Genomic DNA, 24,049 nt, shown 5'->3' on the forward strand with positions numbered 1-24,049 from the left:
CCTTGACAAAGGGATGGCAAACACTCGGGTGGCCGATGTCAGCCACACCGGAGCAGCCTCTATTGATACGCCATGGCAGACGCCAGATCCAGTTGCCCTCTTGCCGAAAAGTGACAACCCCGGACATGTATCCTCGGCATTCGTATCTCGTGGTCATATCCGGCCAGCGGGCCGGAAAATATATTCCATATTGGGCGATGAATATCGGGCATTGGCGCGCCATCCATCAATATCTCATGCAGAAGCGGTGAATCCTATTTCAGGGCATGGCGTGATAACGGCGACGCCGTGACTGGCTAGCATATTTCTCCTCGCCGAGATAGCCCCCGTCAGATGGCTAAAATGCATAGTCATGCACCATATATTCTATTATCTGCAAGGGCATGAATATTTTTAACCTGTTATTCACAGAAACCGGCCACCAAGACAGCATGAAACCCCAGCCCCTGCGGGCCTGCATCGTCGAACATGCTAATTGAGGCGAGTTTCACCCTCTTTTATCGTGCATCAATGCGCAATCTGGCGATATTTCAGAGCGTTGAGCCATCTCATAGAATTGAGATCCCGGTTTGCATCGCGGCCAGACGCACTCCTAGAATCCACCCGTCTGAAATAATCCAAACCAACCCTCTCTTATCCAATCCCTCTGCCTGGTGGATTGCCGCAATAACCGAGGAAAGGTTGTCGTTGATGGTTGTTCATCGAAACGGGCTCGCCGATATATTGGGCGACCCAGGATGGCCGCCGTCCGGCAATCCCTGGTCAGGATCCTACCTATCTCAATAATGAATATTTAGAAGAGGAACATCCTATGAGTGGCATCATTATCAAGGCGGCAAGAAATACCGAACACGCTCCCCAGCAACTGGGCCCCTACACCCAGACCGTGGCCTTCTCCCACTACAACAATATTTCGGCCCAGCTGCCCGTCGATCCCCAAACCGGCAAGATGATCGGTGGTGATATCAGGGATCAGGCCAGACAGTGCCTCACCAATATCAAGGCCATCGTCGAGAGCATCGGCCATGTGATGGATGACACGGTGAAAGTCACCCTCTTCCTCAAAGACATGGCGGATCTGGACGCGGTGAATGGCGTCTATCGCGAATTCTTCCCAGGCTATGTACCGGCCCGCACCGTGCTCGCCGTGGCCGCCCTGCCGATGAATGCCCTGGTGCAGATGGACGCCATCATCTCCAACGGCGAAGGCACCTTCCCGCAAGATCCCTGCCCCCTGGTGAAACTCGCCCGCAACAGCGACAAGGCGCCGCAGTGCGCCCTCTCCACCCAGACCGTGGCCTTCTCCCACTACAACAACATCGGCGCCCAGCTGCCCATCGACATGGCATCGGGCAAGCTGGTCGAAGGGGGCATCAAGGCGCAGGCGGCCCAGTGCCTGGCCCATATCAAGGCTGTGCTTGAAGGCATCGATGTGCCGTTCGACGATATCGTCAAGGTCACCGTCTACCTGCAGAGCCTCGCGGATCTCGACGCCGTCGACGAGGTCTACCGCACCTTCTTCCCGGACTCCGCCATCGCCCGCGCCGTCGCCTACCTGCCGGCCCGCAGCGTGATCGCCGCCTCCGCCCTGCCCATGGGCGCCCTGGTGCAGATGGATGCGGTCATTTCCCACGGTGACGGCACCCCGCCGCAGCTGGTGGAAGACAGACACAACCTGGTGATCCGCGCCCGCAACACCGACAAGGCGCCGCGCAGCCCGCTGCACACCCAGACCGTCGCCTTCTCCCACTACAACCATATCGCGGGCCAGCTGCCGCTCGATATGGCCACCGGCAAGGTGCTGACCGGCTGCGTCCGTGAGCAGACCGCTCAGTGCCTCGGCCATATCAAGGCCATCGTCGAGAGCATCAACCATGTGATGGACGATATCGTCAAGGTCAATATCCAGGTGAAGAACATCGAGGATCTGGAGGCGGTCAACGCCATCTATAGCCAGTACTTCCCGAGCTATCACCCCGCCCGCACCGTGATCGGCGTGAGCGAGTTGCCCGCCGGCGCCCTGGTGCAGATGGATGCCGTGATGTCCAATGCGGAAAGCACCCCGCCGCAGGTTTAAGACTTTGCTTTAACGATAAAAAGACACCGGCTTAGCCGGTGTCTTTTTATTTAAAAATTCAATAGCAACTGAGAATATCATTTTTTATCTTCGTCAGTACTTGGACTTATTTCATCAACCAAATCACGAATGGACTCAATACAATAGAACAATTCAGCAATGCTAATGGTCGGCAACCCTAACTTCTCATATGAATATCGGCTTCTCACGAAAAGCTTATCGTAAGGCTTAACCAACTCGATTAATTCATCGAATGAATGTTGTATCCTTCCATTATTAAACAAATCACCAATGTTGATTTTAATAGCATTATCGACATTAGACAAAATAACGCTTAAGTCGTGTTCGCGTGTCCCTGTTTTTTCCGTAACCACACAGCCTTCACTACCATCTGAATATTTTTCATAATTTTCAATAACTGACAGTGTGTTTAGTGACTTTATGTATAGCTCCATTGCCAGTGCTGCATTTGTGAGCATTGGCAGTAATACTCCGGAGCCTGGAGGCATATCTTTAAGGATTTTTGCACTTTGATAAAACTGTTCAGCTGCATCCAATACAACGATATTAGGTATATCCAAACGTTGATATTTACTCATCATGCTTTACCATTTTCAGCCTCACATTGATAAGACTGATCAAATCACTGAATAGCTGACATGTACAGATAATAGAATTCATGCTAGCTAAATAAAAAAGCGCCTCCCGAGGGAGGCGCTTTTCAGTTCAGTACCAAGCAATCAGGGATTACAGGGATTCAGCGGTCGCAACCACGTTTTCCACGGTAAAGCCGAATTCCTTGAACAGCAGCTCGGCCGGTGCGGACTCACCGAAGGTGTGCATGCCGATGATCTTGCCGTTCAGGCCCACGTACTTGTACCAGTAGTCGGCGATGCCCGCTTCGATGGCGACGCGCTTGGTGACGGAGGACGGCAGCACGGATTCCTTGTACTCGGCGGATTGGGCGTCGAATACGTCAGTGGCCGGCAGGGAGACCACGCGCACGGCACGGCCCTTGGCGGTCAGCTCGACGTAGGCGGCCACGGCCAGCTCCACTTCGGAACCGGTGGCGATCAGGATGATTTCCGGGGTACCGGCACAATCCTTCAGCACATAACCACCCTTGGCGACATCGGCCAGCTGCTGGGCGGTACGATCCATCTGGGCCAGGTTCTGGCGGGAGAAGATCAGGGAAGTCGGGCCGTCGGTACGCTCGATGGCGTGCTTCCAGGCTACTGCGGACTCCACCTGGTCACAGGGACGCCAGGTGCTCATGTTCGGGGTCAGACGCAGGGAAGCGATCTGCTCGACCGGCTGGTGAGTCGGGCCATCTTCACCCAGACCGATGGAGTCGTGGGTGTAAACGAAGATGGCGCGCTGCTTCATCAGGGCGGCCATGCGCAGGGCGTTGCGAGCGTATTCCATGAACATCAGGAAGGTCGCGCCGTACGGAATGAAGCCACCGTGCAGGGCGATGCCGTTCATGATGGCGGACATGCCGAACTCGCGCACACCGTAGTGGATGTAGTTGCCGGAGGCGTCGTCGTTGGTCAGGGACTTGGAACCGGACCACATGGTCAGGTTGGACGGCGCCAGATCCGCGGAGCCGCCCATGAACTCGGGCAGCAGCTTGCCGAAGGCTTCCAGGGCATTCTGGGAGGCCTTACGGGTAGCGATCTTGGCCGGGTTGGCTTGCAGGGCTTCGATGATCTTGGCGGATTCTGCGGCCCAGTTGGCCGGCAGCTCGCCAGTGGTGCGACGCTTGAACTCGGCAGCCAGGGTCGGGTGCGCGGCTTCATAGGCGGCAAACTTGGCAGCCCAGTCGGCTTCCAACTTGGTGCCTTTCTCCTGGGCATTCCACTCGGCGGCGATGTCAGACGGGATGACGAAGGGCGCGTGGTCCCATTTCAGGAAGGCACGGGCGGCGGCGATCTCGTCGTTGCCGAGCGGTGAACCGTGGCAATCGTGGGAGCCGGACTTGTTCGGGGAACCGTAGCCGATGATGGTGCGGCAGCAGATCAGGGTCGGCTTGCCGGTCTCGGCCTTGGCGGCTTCGATGGCGGCATTGATGGCTTCCGGGCTGTGGCCGTCCACGGCCGGAATGACGTGCCAGCCGTAGGCTTCGAAGCGCTTGGGGGTGTCATCGGTGAACCAGCCTTCGACGTGACCGTCGATGGAGATGCCGTTGTCATCCCAGAAGGCAATCAGCTTGCCGAGCTGCAGGGTGCCGGCCAGGGAGCATGCCTCGTGGGAGATGCCTTCCATCAGGCAGCCGTCGCCCATGAAGGCGTAGGTGTAGTGGTCGACAATGTCGTGACCCGGCTGGTTGAACTGTTCGCTCATGGCCTTCTCGGCGATCGCCATGCCCACGGCATTGGTGATGCCCTGACCCAGCGGGCCAGTGGTGGTTTCGATGCCAGGCGCATAACCGTACTCTGGGTGACCCGGGGTGCGAGAGTGCAGTTGACGGAAGTTCTTCAGGTCATCGATGGAGAGATCGTAACCGGAGAGGTGCAGCAGGGAGTACAGCAGCATGGAACCGTGGCCGTTGGAGAGAATGAAACGGTCGCGATCGGCCCACTTGGGGTTGTTCGGGTTGTGCTTGAGGTGGCCGCGCCACAGCACTTCGGCGATGTCTGCCATTCCCATGGGGGCGCCCGGGTGACCGGAGTTGGCTTTTTGAACGGCATCCATACTCAATGCACGAATGGCATTGGCAAGCTCTTTACGAGAAGGCATCTGTATCTCCTGCGATTGCTTCATTTGATGACCAAGAATAAGGCGCGTTATTGTCCCAGCAGGGCGCGCGGCGTGCAAATGTTATCTGGGCGAATAAAGCCGCTTTGAGAGCACAATCGCTTTTCTTGGCCAGGCAAACGATTCAATCCGACACTCCCCTCCCCCCGAATGGGGTAGACGCCGACTCGGGCGGCGCCAAACCAAAATAGTGCTGGCAATCACCCATGGGGCTAATTAAAATAGACGTCCAGATGTAGATACCTCTACAGATTACCTGTCATTTTCCGGTTATGGCCGCGGCGATAACCCCATACGATTGAGAACCAAACATGGCAAAGCTGTTTACTTCCGAGTCGGTCTCCGAAGGCCATCCCGATAAAATCGCCGACCAGATCTCCGATGCGGTCCTGGACGCCATCCTGGTACAGGACACCAAGGCGCGCGTCGCCTGTGAGACCCTGGTCAAGACCGGCATGGTGATGGTGGCCGGTGAAGTGACCACCTCTGCCTGGGTCGACATCGAGCAGATCGTGCGCGACACCGTGCGCGAGATTGGTTACACCCACTCCGACATGGGCTTCGACGCCGACTCCTGCGCCGTGCTGAACGCCATCGGCAAACAGTCCCCGGACATCAACCAGGGTGTTGACCGTACCGATCCGTACGAGCAAGGCGCCGGTGACCAGGGCCTGATGTTCGGTTACGCCACCAACGAAACCGACGTGCTGATGCCAGCACCCATCACCTACTCCCACCTGCTGGTCAAGCGCCAGGCCGAAGTACGCAAGAACGGCACCCTGCCGTGGCTGCGTCCGGATGCCAAGAGCCAGCTGACCTTCGCCTACGACGACGCTGGCAAGATCCTGGGTGTGGATGCGGTGGTGCTCTCCACCCAGCATTGCGACTCCATCAGCCACACCGATCTGGTGGAAGCGGTGCGCGAGGAGATCATCAAGCCGGTGCTGCCGACCGAGTGGATCACCAAGGACACCAAGTTCTTCATCAACCCGACCGGCCGTTTCGTCATCGGCGGCCCCATGGGTGACTGCGGTCTGACTGGTCGCAAGATCATCGTCGATACCTACGGCGGCATGGCCCGTCACGGTGGTGGCGCCTTCTCCGGCAAAGACCCCTCCAAGGTTGACCGCTCCGCCGCCTACGCCGCCCGCTACGTGGCCAAGAACATCGTCGCCGCCGGTCTGGCGGATCGCTGTGAAGTGCAGGTCTCCTACGCCATCGGCGTGGCCGAGCCGACCTCCATCAGCGTCGAGACCTTCGGCACCGGCAAGGTCGCCGAGGAGCTGCTGGTGAAGCTGGTACGCGAGCACTTCGAGCTGCGTCCCTACGGCCTCATCGAGATGCTGGATCTCAAGCGTCCCATCTACCAGGCAACCGCCGCCTATGGCCACTTCGGCCGCGACGAGTTCCCCTGGGAGAAGACCGACAAGGCCGCCCTGCTGCGCGACGTCGCCGGTCTGTAATGTCCCAAGGCATGAGCCTGTGATAAAAGGGGAGCCTGGCTCCCCTTTTGCTTATCCGCCGACCGACAGGATTGCCCATGACGGCCCTCCCCTCCCCCGATGCCCTGCTCGCCGAGCGGGTCGACGCCTGCTTCACGCAGGCCGAGGCACGCCTCGGCCGTGCCTTTCCGCGCCCGCGCATCCACTGCAATATGCGGGGCCGGGCGGCGGGGTCGGCGCGGCTGCAGACCTGGGAGCTGCGCTTCAACCCCGCCCTCTATCAGGCCAACCAGCAGGCCTTCATGGACGAGGTGGTGCCCCACGAGGTGGCGCACCTGCTGGTCTATGCCCTCTGGGGAGAGGGGCGCGGCAAGAGCCGGGTGCTGCCCCACGGCCGCCAGTGGCAGTCGGTGATGCGGGAGGTGTTCAACCTCGAACCCAGAACCACCCACAGCTTCGATCTCACGGTGCTGAACCAGAATACCCAGCCCTATGCCTGCGCCTGCCAGCAGCATCGGCTCTCCATTCGCCGTCACAACAAGGTGATGCGCGGGGAGGCCCGTTACCACTGCCGCCGCTGTCGCCAGCCGCTGATACATCAACCGGGTACGGATTGAGTCAACCCGTGGCGCATCTCTGTGATAGGGTGCCCGGCGTCGCTTCATCGTTTCATTTTCAAGGATCCCCATGTCTCGCCCCCAGCTTGCTTTTCATCTGCCCCTGCTCTCCCTCGGTCTCACCCTGCTGATCAGCGCCCCGCTCCAGGCCCAGGAAGCCCAGACCTTCCGCGCCGCCAAGCAGGATCTCGTCAAGCTCTACCAGAGCCATCCCAGCACCTTCTATTGCGGTTGCAACATCAAGTTCAACGGCAAGAAGATGGCGCCGGACTGGGAGAGCTGTGGCTACCTGCCCCGCAAGCAGGCCAATCGCGCCGCCCGCATCGAGTGGGAGCACGTGGTGCCCGCCTGGGAGTTCGGTCATCAATTGCAGTGCTGGCAGGACGGCGGGCGCAAGAACTGCGGCAAGAGCGATGAGTTCAACAGGATGGAGGGCGACATGCACAACCTCTTCCCCGCCATCGGCGAGGTGAACGGCGACAGAGCCAACTACGGCTTCTCCGACTGGAACGGCAAGCCGAACCAGTACGGCAAGTGCCAGATGCTGGTGGACTTCAAGACCCGCCAGGTGCAGCCGCCCAAGGGGCCGGTGCGCGGCCAGATCGCTCGCGCCTACCTCTACATGGGGGAGCAGTACGGGCTGCGTCTGGCGGCGCAGCAACGTAAACTGTTCGAAGCCTGGGACAGGCAGTACCCGGCGGATCGCTGGGAGTGCGAGCGCAACCGCCGCATCGGCAAACTGCAGGGCAATACCAATCCCTTTATTGAAAAGCAGTGCCAATGACCCCATCTAGCGGGGAGGGCCGGGCCCTCCCTCGTCAGCCGTGGTGCCCACCGGGCCCGCCCGGCTGCCCGCGGGCGGCAGGCGGCATCGACCACCCTGTTTCATGCTGCCGGATGATGATTTATTGATTCATTTGAACCATGAAATGGCTGTTTGACAGCAGACTGAACCATTCAAGCGTCAGCCAAGAGACAAATAGACAGCATGCGCATTCCACGTATCTATGAGCCGGCCTCCCTGCAGGTCGGTCAGACCCTGGCCCTGTCGGAAGACGGCGCCAACCACATCGGCCGGGTGCTGCGCATGCAGCCGGGCCAGCCCCTCGAGCTGTTCAATGGTGACGGCCACCAATACCCCGCCACCATCGCCAGCGTCGGCAAGAAATCGGTGGAAGTGCATATCGACCGCTGCGAGACCCAGTCGGTGGAGTCGCCGCTTGCCATTCATCTGGGCCAGGTCATCAGCCGTGGCGACAAGATGGACTTCACCATCCAGAAATCCGTGGAGCTCGGCGTCACCTGCATAACCCCGCTCTTCTCCGAACGCTGCGGCGTCAAGCTGCCGACGGATCGGCTGGAGAAGAAGCGCGAGCAGTGGCAGAAGGTGGTGATCAGCGCCTGCGAGCAGTGCGGCCGCAACGTGGTACCCGTGGTGCGCATGCCCATGGAGCTGGATGCCTGGCTGGCGGAAGAGACGAAAGAGCTCAAGCTCAACCTGCACCCGCGCGCCGAATACAGCATCAACACCTTGCCGGTACCCGAACATGGCGTGCGCCTGCTGATCGGCCCGGAAGGGGGCTTGTCTAGCGATGAGATCGCCCGTACCGTGCAGGAAGAATTCAAGGAGATGTTGCTGGGGCCACGGGTGCTGCGCACCGAAACCGCCGCCCTGACCGCCATCACGGCGCTGCAGTGCCGCTTTGGCGATCTTGCCTAATGCCATCGGGCAGCGTCGATAAGCCGCATGGCGGCATCATCGAACGATTGCAGCCTCAAACGGCCGATTACGCTTCGCTAATCGCCCCTACAACCCAATCGAGCCACAGAAGGAATTTCGGATGAGCATCAAACTCGGCATCGTGATGGACCCCATTTCGGCCATCAACATCAAGAAAGACTCCAGCTTCGCCATGCTCGAAGAGGCACAAAAACGCGGCTACGAGCTCTTCTATCTGGAGATGTCGGATCTCTACATGGAGGCGGGCCGCGCCTTCGGCACCATGCGCCCCCTCAAGGTGCAGTACGACTACGCCAACTGGTTCGAACTGGGCGAGGTGGTGGATCAGCCCCTCTCCACCCTGGACGTGATCCTGATGCGCAAGGATCCGCCGTTCGACACCGAGTTCATCTACGCCACCTATATGCTGGAGCGGGCCGAGGACGAGGGTACCCTCATCGTCAACAAGCCCCAGAGCCTGCGTGACGCCAACGAGAAGCTCTACACCGCCTGGTTTGCCGAGCACACCCCCACCACCCTCGTGACCCGTCGCGCCGACAAGCTGCGTGCCTTCCACGCGAAGCACAAGGACGTGATCTTGAAGCCCCTTGACGGCATGGGCGGCGCCTCCATCTTCCGCATGAAGGAAGATGATGCCAACGTCGGCGTCATCATCGAAACGCTCACCGAGCACGGCAGCCAGTACTGCATGGCCCAGACCTATCTGCCCGCCATCAAGGACGGCGACAAGCGGGTGCTGGTGGTGGACGGGGAACCCGTGCCCTATTGCCTGGCCCGTATCCCGGCGCAAGGGGAGACCCGTGGCAACCTGGCGGCCGGTGGTCGCGGCGAGGCGCGCCCCTTGAGCGAGGCGGACTGGGCCATCGCCCGCGCCGTCGGGCCCACCCTGAAAGAGAAGGGCCTCATCTTCGTCGGTCTGGATATCATCGGCGATCGACTGACCGAGATTAACGTCACCAGCCCGACCTGCATCCGCGAAATTGAGGCGGCCTTCGACGTCTCCATCACCGGCATGCTGATGGACGCCATCGAGCGTCGTCTCGGCAAGTAAGGGATCTCCCACCTAACAGGGGCCCGCGCGGCCCCTGTGTTCATTGCGCCAAGGCACAGGCTTTCGGCCACGCTGGCCCTTGCCGTGAAAAAGCGGTTTTGCCCACCGCCCCTAACTGCCATAATCACCCCAAATACCTTTGCACTATTTGATATCTATGCAAACACTGCAAAATCACTACCTGCTCGCCATGCCGAGCCTGACGGATGCCTACTTCGAACGTTCTCTCGTCTACCTGTGCGAGCACAGCAGCGAGGGGGCCATGGGGCTGGTGGTCAATATTCCGGTCGACATGTCCCTGGATACCATGCTGACCAAGCTCAAGCTCAATCCCCCCGACACCACCCAGATGAAGCAGCCGGTGCTGCAGGGGGGGCCGGTTCATGCGGATCGCGGCTTCGTGCTGCACAGCTTCCGCCCCGGTTTCAGCTCCACCCTGCAAGTGAGCGACGAGATGATGGTCACCACCTCCAAGGACATCCTGGAGACACTCGGCACCGACGAGGCACCCAGCCACTGGCTGGTGGCCCTGGGTTACGCCGGCTGGAGCGCGGGTCAGCTCGAACAGGAGCTGGTGGATGGCGCCTGGCTGGTGATCCCCCCCAACGCGGATCTGGTGTTCAACACCCCCATCCACCAGCGCTGGCAACAAGCCGCCGCCAGCATCGGCGTCAATCCGTTGCACCTCTCCAGCCAGGTGGGACACAGCTAAGCCCCCGGGCCGTCCTGACTTCCCTCTGCTTTCAGGGAAGTCAGGACACCTATTTCATGTACCCCAGTTTCGAGGACTCTCATGTCATCACGCAGCATCATGGGCTTTGACTACGGCACCAAGAGTATCGGTGTCGCCATCGGTCAGGAGCTGACCGGCACCGCGCAACCCCTTCGTTCCCTCAAGGCCAACGACGGCATCCCCAACTGGGACGACATCGAGAAGCTGCTCAAGGAGTGGCAGCCAGACCTGCTGGTGGTGGGTCTGCCGCTCAACATGGATGGAACCGAACAGGAGATCACGGTGCGCGCCCGCAAATTCGGCAATCGCCTGCACGGCCGCTTCGGCAAGCCGGTGGAATTCAAGGACGAGCGCCTCACCACCACGGACGCCCGTGCCCGCCTGTTCGAGCGCGGCGGCTACAAGGCGCTGGACAAGGGCAGCGTGGACGGGGTCTCCGCCCAGCTCATCCTGGAAGCCTGGATGGAAGAACAATACTGACCATACCGGGAGCCAAGGCTCCCGGTGTTGCATCCTGTCGCACACCTCCCGCCATGTACGATTCTGTCGCCTGTATCCCGGTTTGGCATTTCCCCTTCCTTTATCATGGATAAACTATAAAACAGCGTTTCTAATTTATAGGCCTATCCAGATATGAACCAATTTGTCCTGGCCGATGCCAGCCGCTGCATCGGCTGCCACGCCTGTGAAGTGGCCTGCGTGATGGCGCACAATGGGGAGCAGCACGTCGCCGCTGCCGCCGACTTTCACCCGCGCCTTCAGGTGATCCGCCATCAGGCGCTGCGTACCGCCGCCCTCTGCCGTCACTGTGACGAGGCTCCCTGCGCCGCCTCTTGCCCCAGCGGGGCCATCATTCAACGCAACGGGGGCGTTCAGGTACTCCCCGAGCGCTGCATCGGCTGCAAGAGCTGTGTGCTCGCCTGCCCATTCGGTGCCATGCGGATGGCCCCCCAGGCTGGCAGCCAACGCCATGTGGCCCACAAATGCGACCTGTGCGAGGGGCGTGAACAGGGTCCGGCCTGCGTGGCGGCCTGCCCGAGCGAGGCCTTGCAGCTGATGGACGACGCGGCGCTCGCACGGCTGCGCCGCCAACGTCAGCAGTGCAGCGCCACCGGGGAAAGACCCCACCCCTTTAACCACAAGCGCGACCAGCTGGCGCGTACCGCCCCTCGCTGCGATCCCGCCAAGATCCCCCTCAGTCTGCGCCGAACCACCTTCACCGAGCTCTATCCCACCTACACGGCCGAGCAGGCCAGCCAGCAGGGGCAGCGCTGCCTCGGCTGCGGCGACCACAGCATCTGCGAATGGCGTTGCCCCCTGCACAACCGGATCCCCCACTGGATTGAGCTGGCTCGCGAGGGGCGCATTCTGGAGGCAGTGGAGCTCTCCCACCAGACCAACAGCCTGCCCGAGATCACCGGCCGCATCTGCCCGCAGGATCGCCTGTGCGAAGGGGCCTGCACCCTCAAGGAGGAGTCGGGATCCATGACGGTCGGGGCGCTCGAGCGCTATATCACCGAACAGGCGCTGGCGCTCGGCTGGCGACCGGATCTCTCCTATCTGCAACCGACCGGCAAGCGGGTGGCCATCATAGGGGCTGGGCCTGCCGGGCTGGGGTGCGCCGACATTCTGGTGCGCAACGGCATCTCGCCCGTGGTGCTTGATCGCCATCCGGAGATAGGCGGCCTGCTCACCTTCGGCATCCCGGCGTTCAAACTCGACAAGGGAGTGCTGAGCCGCCGCCGCAAGCTACTGACGGAGATGGGAGTCGAGTTTCGGCTGGGCGTCGAGGTGAGTCACGATCACCTCACCCGGTTGCTGCGCGAGTTCGATGCGGTCTTCGTCGGCGTGGGCACCTACAGCGCCATGAAAGGCAACCTTCCCAACGAAGAGGCGCCGGGCGTCCATGCCGCCCTGCCCTACCTGATGGCCAGCACCCGTCATCTGATGCAGTTGCCCCAGCCCCAAGACGAACCCTATCTCGATCTCGCAGGCCAACAGGTGGTGGTACTGGGAGGCGGCGACACCGCCATGGATTGCGTGCGCACGGCGCTGCGCCAAGGGGCGACCCGCGTCACCTGCGCCTATCGCCGGGATGAAGCCAACATGCCGGGTTCGCGCAAGGAGGTGAAAAACGCCAGGGAAGAGGGGGCCGAATTCGAGTTCAATGTGCAGCCTGTTGCCATTGAAACCGATGAACAGGGTGCCGTCTGTGGTATCCGCATGCAGCGCACCCGCATGGGAGACCCCGATGCTGCCGGCCGCCGCCGTCCCGTGGTGATCGAGGGCTCAGAGTTCCTGATGCCAGCCGATGCGGTGCTGATCGCCTTTGGCTTCAACCCTCATCCATTGCCCTGGCTCGAAGCCCAGAGGGTGCGTCTCGATCGCTGGGGCAGGATCGCCACCTCCCAGGCAGCCCCCTTCGCCTTCCAGACCAGCAACCCGCAGATCTTCGCCGGGGGCGACGCCGTGCGGGGTGCCGACCTGGTGGTGACCGCCATGGCCGAGGGGCGCCAGGCCGCCGCCGGCATCATGCAATACCTGGGGGCCAGGCCACAACGCCCCGAGGTCACGGCAACCGGCCTCAGCCGTCAGGCCTCTCACATAGGCACAACGTCGGCCAGTCCGACCTGAACCACAACGCAACAACGCAATTGAAGCTGAAAAACAAAGGGGGAGCCGGTGGCTCCCCCTTTGCGATGCCGGCGCCACGACCCGCACGGCGGTCACGGGCTCGAGGTGCCCCGTTGACACGCGGGACCTTGCCGTGGGCGCCAGCGTGTTCACTTCGCTCGCCCAAGGGGACCTGTCTGCGCGTTCTACTTGTCCAGCTGTTGCAGTATCCGGTAAGCGGTCTGGATGCGCACCTCGTTGGGGTAGTTGCGATTGGCCAGCATGACGATGCCTATCCCCCTGGCAGGTACGAAGGCCACGTAAGCACCGAAGCCATTGGTGGAGCCCGTCTTGTTGAAGAGGATACTCGCCTTCGCCGGAGCGGGCTTGATCACAGGGGTCACCGGCTGGGGCTTTAACACCATGTCGTTGCTGTTGCCAGCCAGCAGGGTCTCCAGGCTCAGCGGGTAATCATACATCTCCCACCCCAGCCCCTGGGTCATGGGCCCCACCGAATAGATCCCGGTGTGAGTCAGGGAAATGGCGGCCTGCAGCCGCTCGCCCGGCTGCCCGGCCTTGTTCGTCCCGCCCCTGCTTTCCTCGGCCATATTCGCCTCCACGAAGCGGAGCAGATCCCGCGCCGAGGTCTTGATGCCGTAAGCCTCGGCGGCCAGCATGCCCGGGTTGATCCGGATGGCCTTGTCACCCTTGTCATAGCCGAAGGCATAGTGCGCCATGGCCGTCTCGGGCACCCTGAGATAGGTGTGGCTGAGGCCAAGCTGGGGTAACAGGGTCTGCTCCATCAGTTGCTCGAAGGAGCTCCCCTGGCTGCGGGCCGCCAGATGGCCGAACAGGCCGATGCTGGGGTTGGAATATTGGCGATGGGTACCGGCCGGATAGGCGGGCGACCACTGCCGATAGTAGGCCTGCATGCTGACATCTGAGTTCACCTCATCCGGAAATTGCAAGGGCAGGCCGCCGGCGCTGTAGGTGGCAAGCTGCCCCATGGTCACCCGATCAAAGGCGCTGCCCTTGAGGGCAGGATCGAGCGTGCTCACCGGGTCGTTCAGGCCAAAATGGCCACCGACGACCCCATAGGCCCCCAGCGTCGCGGTGAGCGTCTTGCTGACCGAGCCTATCTCGAACAGGGTCTGCTCATCGACCGGAATACCCGCCTCCTTGTTGGCGAGGCCATAGTGGAAGAGATGGGTTTGGCCGCCTTTGAGCAGGGCCACCGCCATTCCCGGGATCCGATACTGTGAAAGCACCGGCGCTATGGCCTCGTCCACCGAGGCCTTGAGGGCCTCCGGCTCGGTGCCAGCCTGAACCAGACCGGCCCACAGCAAGCTGGTCAGGGCCAGCCAGTTCATCCCCAGTCGTTGTTCCATGCGCTTCTCCTCTCTATCGGTTTGGATTGCAGCCTCGACGGCAGGCAGTAACACCATCCTAAACCGGTTGAGTGTGCTCACTGTGAAGTCTGGGGAAGATGATGATCGGGGTCGCCATCGGCCAGCCAGCATAAAAAAGGGGAGCCAATGCTCCCCTTGTTCATTCTGCCTTTGAACGGCGCGGCACTCAGGCCTGCTTGTTCTTGGGAGGGTTGTCCCAGATCCCCTCTTCCAGCTGGCTGCGCAGCTCGGGGTACTTGTTCGCATCGAAGGTCGGCAACCGGCCCAGCTTGAGCTGATCGTTGTAATCCTTGGCCAGCTTGATGGCGACCCCGGAGAGCAGCAGTATGGCCACCAGGTTGACGATGGCCATCATCCCCATGGAAACGTCCGCCAGCGCCCACACGGTCGGCAGCTCGCCCACGGAACCGAACATCACCATGCCCAGCACGAACATGCGGAACAGCATCAGACCGCCCTTGTGGTTGTGCTCGAGGAACACCAGGTTGGTCTCGGCGTAGGAGTAGTTCGCGACGATGGAGGTGAAGGCGAAGAAGAAGATGGCCGCGGCGATGAAGATGTTGCCACCGCCCCCGATCTGGGAGGAGAGCGCACGCTGGGTCAGCTCCACGCCGGTCACCCCGGAGCCCGGTTCAAACTGGCCGGACATCAGGATGATGGCGGCGGTACAGGTACAGATGACGATGGTGTCGAGGAAGACCCCCAGCATCTGCACATAGCCCTGGGAGGCCGGGTGCGGCGGATAGGGAGTGGCGGTAGCGGCAGCGTTCGGCGCCGAGCCCATGCCCGCCTCGTTGGAGAAGAGACCGCGCTTGATGCCGTTGATCATCGCCTGGGAGATCGCATACCCCATGGCGCCAGACCCCGCCTGCTCGATGCCAAATGCCGACTTGATGATGAGGGCGAACACATGGGGCAGCTCGGTGATGTTCATCACCACCACGAACAGCGCCATCAGGATGTAGGCCATCGCCATGAAGGGCACCACCAGCTCGGCGAAGCGGGCGATGCCGCGAATGCCGCCGAAGATGATGAGACCGGAGAGGACCACCAGGGTCAGACCGCTCACCCAGTCGGGAATGCCGAAGGCTACGTTCATCGCCAGGCTGATGGAATTGGCCTGCACCGCGTTGAACACCAGACCGAACGCCAGCAACAGACAGAGGGAGAAGACCACCCCCATCCAGCGCATGCCAAGGCCGCGCTCCATGTAGTAGGCCGGGCCGCCACGGTAGTTGCCGTCCTCATCCTTGACCTTGTAGAGCTGGGCCAGGGTGCTCTCCACGAAGGCGGTCGCCATGCCGATGAAGGCGATCAGCCACATCCAGAAGATGGCGCCAGGGCCACCCAGATAGATGGCGACGGCCACACCAGCCAGGTTGCCGGTGCCGACCCGTGCCGCCAGGCTGGTGCACAGGGCTTGGAAGGAGGAGATGCCGGCCTTGTCGGATTTACGGCTGTTGCGCAGTACCGAGAACATGTGGCCGAAGTGGCGAACCTGGATAAACCCCAGGTGGAAAGTGAAAAAGATCCCGACCCCGATGAGCAGGTAGATGAGCACGGCTCCCCACATCAGGTCGTTAATCATTGCGATCAAGGTGTCCATAATTCTCTCGTTGTTGTTATCACATCCATGGTCAGTCTGCGCTGACCGCTCTCTGTCTATGTTGGAATTAGCTTTTCGCTAAAGGGGCGGAATCTAGCATAGGGAGACGGTTCGGAATAGTGATTCAGTTCACTACAAAGACAAAAAACGAACGATTTGACCCAATAAAGCTTCATTTAGCACGCAAATTTTCAACAAATTTTGGTGTGCAATTCATCCATCGACAAGTTAGCGCCAAAAGGATACCTGTCGCAATTCCCCCTTGGGGAGAGACGCACTGAGCTGCGCTCCGGTGGGCGGGAGACAAGCGTTTACCTGTAGAGAGGTGGGCCAAACCGGCTGTAACGCAAAACGTTTTACACGTAGTAAAATTTCAAGTGGTTGATGGAAGTATTTATGTGATCGACTTAACAGATTTGATAATCAACTAAAAAATTTGCATTTATTCAGCCTGCAACCCGCCAGGATGAAATTCGTTAAAACTACCATTAATCAGATGGTTAGCACTCATCTTCAACCTCGCTTGCCACAACTGCGCGAGAAGCATACACCCCCCCCTATTGCAGGATGCGCCACATCCGTATTAATTAGGCAGGCAATGGCGATGGGCCCTGTCCATCGTGCTTTTCTGAGCCTGAGCCGTCGATATCCTGTAATTTAATTTCAGAGCTGCCGTCTCACGCCCGCCACCCCGGGATCGCTCCCGCATAAAGAGATGATATTTGCTATGGCCGATAAATTGACCCAGCTGAAAGCCCTGACCACGGTAGTTGCCGACACCGGCGACATCGAAGCCATCAAGCGCTACCAGCCCATCGATGCCACCACCAACCCCTCCCTGGTGTTGAAGGCATCCGAGATCCCCGAGTATGCGGCACTGATCGACGACGCCATCAGCTGGGCCAAATCCCAGAGCCAGGACAAGGCACAGCAAATCATCGACGCGGGCGACAAGCTGGCGGTCAACATCGGTCTGGAAGTCCTGAAAATCGTACCGGGCCGCATCTCCACCGAAGTGGATGCCCGTCTCTCCTTCGATACCCAGGCCAGCATCGCCAAGGCCCGCAAGCTGATCCGCCTCTACAACGAAGCCGGCATCAGCAATGATCGCATCCTGATCAAGCTGGCCTCCACCTGGGAAGGGATCCGCGCCGCCGAGGTGCTGGAGAAGGAAGGCATCCAATGCAACCTGACCCTGCTGTTCTCCTTCGCCCAGGCCCGTGCCTGTGCCGAAGCCGGCGCCTTCCTGATCTCCCCCTTCGTCGGTCGCATCCTCGACTGGTACAAGGCCAAGCACAACCGTGACTACACCGCGAGCGAAGATCCGGGCGTGGTTTCCGTCACCGCCATCTACGACTACTACAAGCAGCACGACTACCCGACCGTGGTGATGGGTGCGAGCTTCCGCAACACTGGCGAGATCCTGGAGCTGGCTGGTTGCGATCGCCTGACCATTGGCCCGGCCCTGCTGGAAGAGCTGAGCAAGGCCGAAGGTACCGTGGTTCGCAAGCTGAACTACACCGGCGAGCGCAAGGCCAAACCGACCCCCATGACCGAAGCCGAATTCCGCTGGGAGCTGAACCAGGACGCCATGGCGGTCGAGAAGCTGGGTGAAGGCATCCGCATGTTCGCCGTCGATCAGGGCAAGCTGGAAACCATGCTGGCCGGTCGTCTGTAAGGAGGAGCGCGTCCCCCGCTCGTCGCCAGGTCGCTGTTTTCACACCGAAAACAAGAGCGACCCCCTCGACGACTGACGCCGCATATCCCCGAACAAAACCGGGCTCCCACAAGGGCAGCCCGGTTTTTTTATGGGCCTTATTCAGTTGTCACAAGGTCGTCACAAAAACGTTTTATTTTCAATGTCACCGTGTTATACGGATGGTGACAACCATAAAACCAAGGAGGGAGCCATGGACATGTTCAACTTCGATTTTGACGAGGTCGTTGAGCTGGGTTCACGTAGCCGCGGGACATCGGGAAAAAAACGTAAATGGCGCGAGATCGAGGCGCTCAAAGACAAGCACCGCCTGCAAAAGGAGTTGCAGTCCATCGATATCGCCTATGAAGGTTCGGACGATCTGGAGCTCTGAGCCACGCGCAGCCAGCGCGACCCCATAACAAAACGCCCCGCAAGAGTCGGGGCGTTGTCGTTTCTGGCGGGGCTCAGGATGAGAGCGGCTGGGAGAGCTGCTTGGCCAGGGCCTGGAAGTGCTGGCTCACTTCGGCCCCGAACAGGGGGTCATGGTCCGCTTTGTTGTGCCAAAGCTGCTCCAGGTGGCGCCAGTCATCCTCGGTCAGGGAGCTGCGCAGGTGAGGGAAGATAACCCCCTCCTCATAGTTCATGTGCGCCTCCTGCTGATCGATGAACTGCTCCAGGCGGGTAGTAAACTGATCCAGCGGGATGACCGCATCCATCAGGATCATCTCCACCATCTCTTTTAGCTCAGTGCCCGCCTCCATCAGCCTGGCGTGCTCCTCATGCAGGCGGTTCGCCACCTCCCCCTCCACCACCCTGTACTTCAGGTAGTAGTCGTAAATCATGTCCTCCTTGGGGTGATGGACCTTGTCAGACACCTCTCGCAGATAGTCCACCACGTCCCGGATCAGGAAGTAGCTGACGGGCTGCTCGCCGCGAATGGCGACAAGCTTGTACTTCAGCAGCTGCAGCAGCTTGGCGATGTTGAGGTGATCCTTGTGCAAACTGGATAACATGGGCACTCCTTGCGCTCGGTAAATGAAGGTTCTTGCTCGAGTATACGGTCATTTATTGCGCCAACTTTGCACTCAATCAAATCTGGCGCAGACAATTCCCCTCGTTGACCCGACCTCACACCAGGCGTCTAGCCCCCCAGTCAGCCAAGCCACCCGGCCACCGCCACAGACCCGTGGCCATCCTCAACCGGCGCTGGGCGCCGAGCAGACCGAGAGCCAGTCGATGGGCGCCTTGCCCTGCGCATCCAGCAGGCGGTTGGTCTCGGAGAAGTGGCCGCAGCCGATGAAGCCGCGATGGGCGGAGAGCGGGCTCGGGTGCGGCGCACTCAGCACGTGGTGGCGCTGCCTGTCGATGAAGCGCCCCTTCTTCTGGGCATGGGATCCCCACAGCAGGAAGACCACCCCCTGGCAGCTGGCGTTGACCTGCTCGATGACTCTGTCGGTGAAGGTCTCCCAGCCCAGATGTGCATGGGAGTGGGCCATGCCGGCTTGCACCGTCAGCACGGTGTTGAGCAGCAGGACGCCCTGTGTGGCCCAGGACTCCAGGAAGCCGTGGTTGGGCGTGACAAATCCTGGCAGATCCCGCTGCATCTCCTTGTAGATGTTGACCAGAGAGGGGGGCGTGCGCACCCCGGGCAGCACGGAGAAACAGAGGCCGTGGGCCTGGTTCGGGCCGTGATAGGGATCCTGACCCAAAATCACCACCTTGACCTGGTCCAGCTCGGTCAGCTTGAAGGCGTTGAATACCTCGGTGGCGGGAGGATAGATCACCTTGCCCGCCTCCCGCTCACTCCTGACGCTCGCCAGGGTCGCCTTGAAATAGTCCTGCTCCTTCTCGGATCCAATCACATCAGTCCAGGTCTGCACGCCACTCTCCTCTTCAATACCCCAAATACCCGGTCCAGGGCGCCCGGTGCATACACACAGGCCCCGGACGCAACGAGGGGCCCAGAATAGGGGGCAAGGAGTGCGGACGCAACCGTGGCCGGACAACACAGGCCCCGCCCAGACAGGGATCCGCCTCTCTTTCGCCCCAAAATCCATCCAGTTAAACGATAGACAAGAAGAGATACCATCTTTTATATCGATAGATTTTGGCCAAAATAGGCCCTGTCATCCCTGCGCCCTGACCACCTTGGCCACGTGTTTGCCCGATGGGGCGCCATCCCGGCAACAAAAAACCCGAAAAGATGTAGTTAAATTACTAGATTTGAGAAATATAAAATGCATAATCCATATATCTTACGAAATCATAAAAATGATAGATTTTTGATTAAACTCAATTATTTAATATCATTCACACGGCGCTATTGACGTATTTTTTGATTTAGATCAATTTTCGTATTATTACCTCCGTGGTATATATGACCCCAACGAAGTAAAGGTGTAAGGCAAGCCCCCTTTAAATCATCCCGCTGCCGAGGTGGTTTAAAAACATCAGGGGTATCTCCTTACCATTGAAACCCCTTCCTATGAGGAGTCATACCATGATCAAGGGCATCCAAATCACCCAGTCCGCCAACGCCGCTCTGCTGAACTCTTTCTGGCTGCTGGACGAAGAGAAGCAACAGGCCCGTTGCATCTGCGCCAAGGGCGACAGCTTCACCGCCGACCAGGAAGTGTCCCTGTCTGACCTGGGTCAATTCGAATACCGTGAACTGCCGGTGCAGACCGAACCCGTGGTGGAAGGTGGCCAGCACCTGAACGTCAACGTGCTGCGCCGCGAAACCCTGGAAGATGCCATCGCCAACCCGGAAAAATACCCGCAGCTGACCATCCGCGTCTCCGGCTATGCAGTGCGCTTCAACGCCCTGACCCCGGAACAGCAGCGTGACGTGGTCACCCGTACCTTCACCCAGAGCCTGTAATAGCCTCTGCGGTCAAGTGACCATGAAAAACGGCCCATCAGGGCCGTTTTTTTATGGGCGATCCACACCCGTTTCGATAAAGCCCCTCGTCGCCCCTAGGCTTGCCGATCGAGCGTTGGGGTAGCGGCCGGTACCGCAGCAGGCTTGGCCAGCGCCGCCTGCATCTGCCCCTCGTCCAGCTGATCGCAATAGCGAGCCACCACCAGGGTTGCCACCCCGTTGCCAATGAGGTTCGTCAGGGCCCGCGCCTCCGACATGAAGCGATCTATCCCGAGGATCAGCGCCAGCCCGGCCAACGGCAGATGCCCCACCGCCGAGATGGTCGCCGCCAGCACGATGAAGCCGCTGCCGGTAACCCCGGCCGCCCCCTTGGAGGAGATGAGCAGCACCACCAGCAGGGTGATCTGGTGGAACAGATCCAGCGGGGTATTGGTTGCCTGGGCGATGAACACCGCCGCCATGGTCAAATAGATGGAGGTGCCGTCCAGGTTGAAGGAGTAACCGGTCGGGATCACCAGGCCCACCACCGACTTCTTGCAGCCGAGCGCCTCCATCTTCACCAGCATGCGTGGCAGCACGGATTCCGACGAGGAGGTGCCGAGCACGATCAGCAACTCTTCCCGGATATAGGCGATAAAACGCAAGATGCTGAAACCATTGGCTTTGGCAATGCTGCCGAGCACCAGGAAAATAAACAGCAAACAGGTCAGATAGAAACTCGCTATCAATTGTCCCAATTGAACCAGAGAGCCGATGCCATATTTCCCTATGGTAAATGCCATGGCGCCAAATGCTCCCACCGGTGCCAATTTCATGATCATGTTGATGATCCCGAAAATAACCTGGGAGAAACTGTCCACCATATTGAAAATCAGTTTTCCCTTCTCGCCGATATGGTGCAAAGAGAAGCCAAACAGCACCGCAAATAACAGCACCTGCAGAATATTGCCGCTGGCGAAGGCACCGATCACGCTGGCGGGGATCACGTCCAGCAGGAAGGGAATGATGCCCTGCGACTTCGCCTGCTCTGCATAGGCCGAGATGGCGCTGGCATCCAGAGACGTCGGATCCACGTTCATGCCGGCCCCGGGCTGCAGCAGATTCACTACGCACAGGCCGATGACCAGCGCCAGGGTGCTCACCACCTCGAAGTAGACCAGGGCGATGGCCCCGGTCTTGCCGACCGCCTTCATGCTCTCCATGCCGGCGATCCCGGTCACCACGGTGCAGAAAATCACCGGGGCGATGATCATCTTGATTAATTTCACGAAGCCATCGCCAAGGGGTTTCATATCGGCGCCCAGGCTCGGATAGAAGTGTCCCAGCAATACTCCGACGGTGATGGCCAATATCACCTGAAAGTAGAGGCTGCTTAATATTTTCTTGTGCATGCTCAACGTCCTGTTAATTAATTGACACGGGCGATGGCAAAAAACGCGTGCAAGGATCCGGGGCGAGATAATTAATGCCTCTCGCCCGTTTCATGCCATTTCGCCATTCCAACGGCGGCACTGTCACACGTTATAAGAAGCAGTTTTGGGACATCAATCACACAATATATTTAACATCATTAACACCACAGAAACACCCAAGTGCCTGGTCAATGATTTATTTAAGACCTTAATGAGGATGTTTTTGATATGACGCGGATATAAAAATGCCCCGCATGGCGGGGCATTGGTCGGCAAGGTGTGCGCGTCAGGCTGAGGTATCCAGCGGCTCGAAACCCTTGACCAGATCGTCGATGGCCTTCATCTGCTTGAGGAAGCCTTCCAGCTTGTCCAGCGGCAGGGCGCTCGGGCCATCGCAGCGGGCGCTCTTCGGATCCGGGTGGGATTCGATGAACAGGCCAGCCAGGCCGACTGCCATGCCGGCACGGGCCAGCTCGGTCACCTGATCACGACGGCCACCGGAGGCGGCACCCAGCGGATCCCGGCACTGCAGGGAGTGGGTCACATCGAAGATGACGGGGTAGCCACCCGTGGTCTTCTTCATCACCCCGAGGCCCAGCATGTCCACTACCAGGTTGTCGTAGCCGAAGTTGGCGCCGCGCTCGCACAGGATCAGGCGATCGTTGCCGCACTCCTCGAACTTGTCGGTGATGTTCTTCATCTGGCTCGGGCTCAGGAACTGCGGCTTCTTGATGTTGATGACGTTGCCGGTGCGGGCCATGGCCTCCACCAGATCGGTCTGGCGCGCCAGGAAGGCGGGCAGCTGGATGACATCCACCACCTCGGCGACCGGCTTGGCCTGATGCACTTCGTGCAGATCCGAGATGACCGGCATGCCGAAGGTGGCTTTCAGTTCCTGGAAGATCTTCATCCCCTCCTCCAGACCCGGGCCGCGGTAGGAGTGGATGGAGGAGCGGTTCGCCTTGTCCCAGCTCGCCTTGAACACGAAGGGAATGCCCAGCTTGGTGGTCACCTCGACATACTTCTCGCACACGGCCATCGCCATGTCGCGGGACTCCAGCACATTCATGCCGCCAAACAGCACGAACGGCTTGTCATTGGCCACGTCGATGTCGTTGACCTTGATATTTTTCTGTTCCATCTCAGGCTTCCTTAGGTGAAGAGGCATGGTGTATGAGTGTTTCTGTTTCAGTTGCCAAGCACGCTCAATGGAGGGGCTTGGGGCTCAGATCCAGGGCGGCCAGCTGTGTCTTCAACACGTCGGCCACGGGATCGTCCGGGCATTGTTCAATAAAGTATTCGAAATCGTCGGCGGCGAAGCGGGGGCAGTCGAGCTGCTCGTAGATGAAGCCCCGATCCCGCGTCTCCAGCGGATCACCCGGCTTCATGCGCAGCAACAGCTCGCTGCAACGCAGCGCCTCCGTCATCCGCTCCTCCCGCAGCAAGGCCCCCTTGCTGACGTTGAGCAGCCGCTCGATGATCTCCCACTGGCCGGAGGGTTGCAGCAGATCGTCGCTCAGGGTCGCGAGGTTGCCGAGGGCGCCGCGCAGCAGCAGCTCGATGCGATGCAGGCTCAGCTCATCGCCATTGAAGGGGTCCACATAGACCTCCCCCTCGCTGCCGGCGAAACTCACCAGGAAGTGGCCGGGGAAGCAGATCCCCTCCACATCCAGGCCAATCTTGCGGCCCAGCTGGATGATGAGGATGCCCAGGCTCACCGGGATGCCCTTGCGCCGCGCCAGCACCTTGGCGAGATCGCAGTTTTCGCTCGAGAAATAGTCCTGCCAGTCCCCCTGAAAGCCCAGGGTCTGGTAGAAACCGGCCAGCAGCTGGCGGCGCACCTCGTCGCAGTCCCCCGGGGCTATCGCCTCGTCGAGCCAGGCGTCGAGCCAGGCCAGCTGTGCCTCACCGTCCCGACGACCGCCCTGGATCTCGTCGCTGACGCACAGCGCCAGCTCGGCCAGATCATGAGCCTCGAAGTCGGTCCATTCATCCACACGCATCATCTTCG

21 protein-coding genes are annotated in these 24,049 nt (G+C 60.0%); 12 read left to right on the top strand and 9 right to left on the bottom strand.

What is annotated here, in order from left to right; genetic code table 11:
* Positions 1-811 precede the first annotated feature (811 nt).
* Positions 812-2,077 (top strand): Rid family detoxifying hydrolase, encoded by a 1,266-nt coding sequence (locus ACW5W7_RS02070; RefSeq protein ID WP_456500610.1) that lies wholly within the window; start codon positions 812-814, stop codon positions 2,075-2,077.
* A 77-nt stretch (positions 2,078-2,154) separates the two neighbouring features.
* Here ACW5W7_RS02070 and ACW5W7_RS02075 read toward each other — a convergent pair whose 3' ends face one another.
* Together ACW5W7_RS02075 and tkt are read right to left on the bottom strand one after the other, a co-directional pair.
* Positions 2,155-2,676 carry a hypothetical protein gene (locus ACW5W7_RS02075; RefSeq protein WP_456500611.1) on the bottom strand — a complete coding sequence of 174 codons (522 nt, stop codon included), beginning with the start codon at positions 2,674-2,676 and terminating at the stop codon, positions 2,155-2,157.
* A gap of 148 nt (positions 2,677-2,824) precedes the next feature.
* The gene (tkt, locus tag ACW5W7_RS02080) at positions 2,825-4,816 is read right to left on the bottom strand and encodes a transketolase (protein ID WP_456500612.1); all 1,992 of its coding nucleotides are present in this window, start codon (positions 4,814-4,816) and stop codon (positions 2,825-2,827) included.
* Between the two features lie 329 nt (positions 4,817-5,145).
* On the opposite strand from tkt, the gene metK reads away from it, so the two are divergent.
* From metK to aegA, 8 genes are all read left to right on the top strand, one after another.
* Positions 5,146-6,297 carry a methionine adenosyltransferase gene (gene metK, locus ACW5W7_RS02085; protein WP_349918934.1) on the top strand — a complete coding sequence of 384 codons (1,152 nt, stop codon included), beginning with the start codon at positions 5,146-5,148 and terminating at the stop codon, positions 6,295-6,297.
* A 77-nt stretch (positions 6,298-6,374) separates the two neighbouring features.
* Positions 6,375-6,893 (top strand): SprT family zinc-dependent metalloprotease, encoded by a 519-nt coding sequence (locus ACW5W7_RS02090; RefSeq protein ID WP_456500613.1) that lies wholly within the window; start codon positions 6,375-6,377, stop codon positions 6,891-6,893.
* A gap of 70 nt (positions 6,894-6,963) precedes the next feature.
* The gene (locus ACW5W7_RS02095) at positions 6,964-7,677 is read left to right on the top strand and encodes an endonuclease (RefSeq protein WP_349918937.1); all 714 of its coding nucleotides are present in this window, start codon (positions 6,964-6,966) and stop codon (positions 7,675-7,677) included.
* Between the two features lie 204 nt (positions 7,678-7,881).
* Positions 7,882-8,613 carry a 16S rRNA (uracil(1498)-N(3))-methyltransferase gene (gene rsmE / locus ACW5W7_RS02100; RefSeq protein WP_456500614.1) on the top strand — a complete coding sequence of 244 codons (732 nt, stop codon included), beginning with the start codon at positions 7,882-7,884 and terminating at the stop codon, positions 8,611-8,613.
* Between the two features lie 121 nt (positions 8,614-8,734).
* Positions 8,735-9,685: a glutathione synthase gene (gene gshB / locus ACW5W7_RS02105; RefSeq protein WP_434663515.1), complete on the top strand. Its 951-nt coding sequence runs from the start codon at positions 8,735-8,737 to the stop codon at positions 9,683-9,685.
* 157 nt (positions 9,686-9,842) lie between these two features.
* Positions 9,843-10,397, top strand: coding sequence for a YqgE/AlgH family protein (locus tag ACW5W7_RS02110; protein WP_456500615.1), 555 nt, complete (start codon positions 9,843-9,845; stop codon positions 10,395-10,397).
* An 81-nt stretch (positions 10,398-10,478) separates the two neighbouring features.
* On the top strand, positions 10,479-10,898 hold the full coding sequence (ruvX, locus tag ACW5W7_RS02115; protein WP_349918945.1) for a Holliday junction resolvase RuvX: 420 nt from the start codon (positions 10,479-10,481) through the stop codon (positions 10,896-10,898).
* Between the two features lie 153 nt (positions 10,899-11,051).
* Positions 11,052-13,052, top strand: a complete 2,001-nt coding sequence (gene aegA / locus ACW5W7_RS02120) for a formate-dependent uric acid utilization protein AegA (RefSeq protein ID WP_456500616.1) — start codon at positions 11,052-11,054, stop codon at positions 13,050-13,052.
* A 185-nt stretch (positions 13,053-13,237) separates the two neighbouring features.
* On the opposite strand, the gene ampC is transcribed toward aegA, so the two are convergent.
* The gene (ampC, locus tag ACW5W7_RS02125) at positions 13,238-14,419 is read right to left on the bottom strand and encodes a class C beta-lactamase (RefSeq protein ID WP_456500617.1); all 1,182 of its coding nucleotides are present in this window, start codon (positions 14,417-14,419) and stop codon (positions 13,238-13,240) included.
* Positions 14,420-14,606: 187 nt separating this feature from the next.
* Entirely contained in the window at positions 14,607-16,046 is a 1,440-nt protein-coding gene (locus ACW5W7_RS02130; protein ID WP_456500618.1) for an alanine/glycine:cation symporter family protein, read from the bottom strand.
* A gap of 727 nt (positions 16,047-16,773) precedes the next feature.
* Here ACW5W7_RS02130 and tal point away from each other — a divergent pair.
* Both tal and ACW5W7_RS02140 read left to right on the top strand, forming a co-directional pair.
* Positions 16,774-17,724 (top strand): transaldolase, encoded by a 951-nt coding sequence (tal, locus tag ACW5W7_RS02135; RefSeq protein WP_349918950.1) that lies wholly within the window; start codon positions 16,774-16,776, stop codon positions 17,722-17,724.
* A gap of 232 nt (positions 17,725-17,956) precedes the next feature.
* A complete protein-coding gene (locus ACW5W7_RS02140) occupies positions 17,957-18,136 on the top strand; it encodes a DUF3545 family protein (RefSeq protein ID WP_349918952.1) in 180 nt (59 codons plus the stop codon).
* Positions 18,137-18,209: 73 nt separating this feature from the next.
* On the opposite strand, the gene ACW5W7_RS02145 is transcribed toward ACW5W7_RS02140, so the two are convergent.
* Complete coding sequence (locus ACW5W7_RS02145; protein ID WP_349918954.1) at positions 18,210-18,758, bottom strand: hemerythrin domain-containing protein; 549 nt, start codon at positions 18,756-18,758, stop codon at positions 18,210-18,212.
* A 183-nt stretch (positions 18,759-18,941) separates the two neighbouring features.
* Entirely contained in the window at positions 18,942-19,625 is a 684-nt protein-coding gene (gene ung / locus ACW5W7_RS02150; protein WP_349918956.1) for a uracil-DNA glycosylase, read from the bottom strand.
* A gap of 620 nt (positions 19,626-20,245) precedes the next feature.
* Here ung and grcA point away from each other — a divergent pair.
* Positions 20,246-20,626, top strand: a complete 381-nt coding sequence (gene grcA / locus ACW5W7_RS02155; protein ID WP_349918957.1) for an autonomous glycyl radical cofactor GrcA — start codon at positions 20,246-20,248, stop codon at positions 20,624-20,626.
* A 95-nt stretch (positions 20,627-20,721) separates the two neighbouring features.
* Here the strand turns inward: grcA and ACW5W7_RS02160 are convergent, their stop codons facing one another.
* From ACW5W7_RS02160 to ACW5W7_RS02170, 3 genes are all read right to left on the bottom strand, one after another.
* Positions 20,722-22,017 (bottom strand): dicarboxylate/amino acid:cation symporter, encoded by a 1,296-nt coding sequence (locus tag ACW5W7_RS02160; protein WP_456500619.1) that lies wholly within the window; start codon positions 22,015-22,017, stop codon positions 20,722-20,724.
* Positions 22,018-22,324: 307 nt separating this feature from the next.
* Positions 22,325-23,179: a 3-deoxy-8-phosphooctulonate synthase gene (gene kdsA, locus ACW5W7_RS02165; RefSeq protein WP_349918961.1), complete on the bottom strand. Its 855-nt coding sequence runs from the start codon at positions 23,177-23,179 to the stop codon at positions 22,325-22,327.
* Positions 23,180-23,243: 64 nt separating this feature from the next.
* Positions 23,244-24,044, bottom strand: coding sequence for a SirB1 family protein (locus ACW5W7_RS02170; RefSeq protein ID WP_349918962.1), 801 nt, complete (start codon positions 24,042-24,044; stop codon positions 23,244-23,246).
* Between the last annotated feature and the right edge of the window lie 5 nt (positions 24,045-24,049).

It is taken from the genome of Aeromonas intestinalis, from assembly GCF_054052485.1.